The sequence below is a fragment of the Candidatus Protochlamydia sp. R18 genome (assembly GCF_000648255.1).
Taxonomy (GTDB): Bacteria; Chlamydiota; Chlamydiia; order Chlamydiales; family Parachlamydiaceae; genus Protochlamydia; species Protochlamydia amoebophila.
The window spans coordinates 1-2,734 of sequence record NZ_BASL01000616.1; the positions used below are offsets into that span (position 1 = coordinate 1).

At 33.2% G+C, this 2,734-nt stretch carries 4 protein-coding genes and 1 pseudogene; 1 reads left to right on the forward strand and 4 read right to left on the reverse strand.

Going from position 1 to position 2,734, the window contains the following annotated elements; genetic code table 11:
* The 4 genes from TY19_RS02020 to TY19_RS02035 form a co-directional block, all read right to left on the reverse strand.
* A partial coding sequence (locus TY19_RS02020; protein ID WP_148300615.1) for an IS3 family transposase occupies positions 1–231 on the reverse strand: 231 nt, incomplete at its 3' end.
* Between the two features lie 107 nt (positions 232–338).
* On the reverse strand, positions 339–602 hold the full coding sequence (locus tag TY19_RS02025; protein ID WP_042279651.1) for a transposase: 264 nt from the start codon (positions 600–602) through the stop codon (positions 339–341).
* A 286-nt stretch (positions 603–888) separates the two neighbouring features.
* The gene (locus TY19_RS02030) at positions 889–1,239 is read right to left on the reverse strand and encodes a hypothetical protein (RefSeq protein WP_042279653.1); all 351 of its coding nucleotides are present in this window, start codon (positions 1,237–1,239) and stop codon (positions 889–891) included.
* Positions 1,220–2,023: a hypothetical protein gene (locus TY19_RS02035; protein ID WP_042279655.1), complete on the reverse strand. Its 804-nt coding sequence runs from the start codon at positions 2,021–2,023 to the stop codon at positions 1,220–1,222. Before TY19_RS02035 ends, TY19_RS02030 begins: the two co-directional genes overlap by 20 nt.
* 379 nt (positions 2,024–2,402) lie before the next feature.
* Here TY19_RS02035 and TY19_RS02040 point away from each other — a divergent pair.
* Positions 2,403–2,734: pseudogene (locus TY19_RS02040) on the forward strand (hypothetical protein); the annotation flags it as partial.

The window sequence follows — 2,734 nt, forward strand, 5'->3', positions numbered from 1 at the left end:
TTGTGAAGCTTTTATCCGCGCAAGCCTTATCCCAACTCCTCGTCTTCGAGCTCCTCTTTTTCTAACTTTTAGTCCCATTTCCTGATAAAGTCTAAAAAGCTTTTTATGGTTAATCTTAACGCCCCTTTTTTTCAATATAAAATGAATGCGCCGATAACCAAATCGAGGTCTTTCAAGAGCCACAGCTTTAATGAGTGCTTTTACTTGTTCATCTCCTTGCCTTTTCGACAACTATCGCCCAACTGATCGATGGAATACTAACAATTTAAAAGCCTGTCTTTGGCTCAATCGATGGTTTTCTATCATCCATTTAGCACAAAGTCGCTTAGCAGCTGGGCTTACCACTTTTTTGACAAAACATCCTTTAAAGCCACAATGTCTAAAGCTTGGTCAGCAACAAGTCTTTTAAGCTTGGTATTTTCAGATTCAAGGCTCCTTAATCGTTGAGCTTCGGAAACATCCATCCCACTAAACTTTGCTTTCCATTTATAATAAGAAGCTGTGCTGACTCCGTGCTTGCGACAAACTTCTGCAAGAGGTATTCCAGAGTCAACTTCTTTTAGGATTTTAATGATTTGTTCTTCTGTGAATCTTTTCTTCATACTGGTTTCCTTTTTTTAAAGGATAGCATGATTTTCTACTTTCTGTTGGACCTTTTTTGCGGGGCAATGTCACCTTGCTAAAACTTCTCAAGCCCTTTAGTACCTATTTAAGTTTATATGAGAAACCTTGATCAGTTAAAACAATTCCTTAAAGAGCGGGCGTAGTTTCAGCATGTTTGCTGAAAAGGGAAAGGATGCTTATAAGTTTTAAGGGTTATTCTTATAAGCATCGAAAAGATGAAAAGGATAGCAAAGAAAATGCTTTAGCATAGAATAGGTATCATTATTATTTAACCAAGCACATATTTCCGGAATGAGGATTTTCCAGATGGGGACAGTTCTGATACACGTGCACATTAAAGAGGCTGTTGTTGGACAGATTGAAATGTAAATCTATACCTGCAAGTTTAGTTTTTATTGAAAGCCCTTTTGCTAATAAACGGGTATAATGGCAAATAAATTCAAATAATTGAGATAAAATTTTAAAGATAGACTGAGAAAACTCGGTTAATTTAGAAATTTTATCAGTAGAAATTTCTTTATTTTCTCGATAAAGTGTATTAGGAATTAAAGATTTCGATGTTTCTAACATAGAATCTGTGTAGCAAATACTAGAATTAATTGAGCTGTTGTTCATATACTTCCACCCTTTGTTGAGGAATTTGAAAAACTTCTTGTTTCTTGAAATTTTTGTCCATTAAATTCTTATCAAGATAATAATCATCAGCATACTGATTGAATAAATGCGATAGATCTTTCACCGCACGATGATGAACTTTCGCAAAAATTTCAGGAGATATTTCTATATATTTCTGACTTTCAAACTCAAAAATGCCCCATATATTAGTTGGTAGGCCAATATTGCGCATTTTCTCAATCACTGAACGGAAATTTTTTTGTGTTGCTTTAGGGCATTCATTAATTAAGTAATCTGTGTATTCTTCTGGTGTAGGAGATGAATCAAGTTTTATTTTTGGAATACTCACGAATTCATTCCCATAGACACTAGTCCAAATCCAACCCGGTATAAAATTGAATGTTTCTCGAATGAAACTTTTTTCCACTAATTTCATGCATGCTAGATATTCTTGGATGGCTTTTTCAGCAATTTGTTTAGTTTTATCGAGTTGTATTGCCAACTCATTGTCAAAATTTTTTGAATTGGCAATTTCTGTGCTTTGATAAAAATAAAATTTATAAAGGCTAAAACTAAAATAGATAGGAGTTTGCAGAAACATATCTTCTAAAATCTCCCATTTAGAAAAAGTTTCAGGCGTGGCTCCAAGTTTTTTGAGATATTTTTGCGCAGCAGCATCAGCCGCAGCAGGAGAACACTGAGAGCTGCCATTTTCATTGGTTTGAATCTCTTTATGAAACTCTATACTTGAGTTAAGAAAGTTGAGACAAAAATCGATTATCATATTTACCTCCAATTCATCCTATATATTTTAGTTAAAAGTTCAACATTTTTTTAATTTTTTCCATGTTGTTTTTTTAACTAGGCTTTCGGTTTTTTTTAAACCAACAATTAGCTGATTTAAAAGCATTTTACTTTTTATTGCAGTAAAGCTAGATCTCGTACAAAACACATTAAAACAATCAAATATTTTTTAATAATAAAATTTAATACGCATTTTTGTTTAAATCTTTATTTTTTTTACAAAAGCCGTTTTTGTATAACTCTAAATCTGTTTTTTTATGTTAGGAAATCATATGATAAAAAATTTGCAATTAAAATAATTTACGACGATTAATTGCAAAACTAAACGGCATATAGCCAATTAAAATAAGGAGACTTTAATGGAACCTTCTTCGAGCAGCATTAGTTGTGGAAGTTCTCAAACTTGGGTACCTATAAACGCGCAAGAAGCTGCAGATCTTAAATTAAAAGTAAAAGGAGATATTCAAAGCTATGTCGGTCATCTGCGAGAATTAAAACAGCTTGAAGCAAAAAAAGCACAACTTGAGGCACAGGAAGTCAAACTTGAGGCACAGGAAGTACAACTTCGAGCTCAGAAAAAGCAGATTCATGCAGAAGCTTTAGTCGCTAAACAAGACCTTGATCAAGAAAAAGTGAAGCTTCAAAACGCTATTAATTTAATGACTGCTAGACTTTTTTATGGAGTTTTCCA

Excerpts from the sequence above, each read along its gene's own strand:
- TY19_RS02025 (WP_042279651.1), bottom strand. The coding sequence starts at position 602 with ATGAAGAAAAGATTCACAGAAGAACAAATCATTAAAATCCTAAAAGAA.
- TY19_RS02030 (WP_042279653.1), bottom strand. The coding sequence starts at position 1,239 with ATGAACAACAGCTCAATTAATTCTAGTATTTGCTACACAGATTCTATG.
- TY19_RS02035 (WP_042279655.1), bottom strand. The coding sequence starts at position 2,023 with ATGATAATCGATTTTTGTCTCAACTTTCTTAACTCAAGTATAGAGTTT.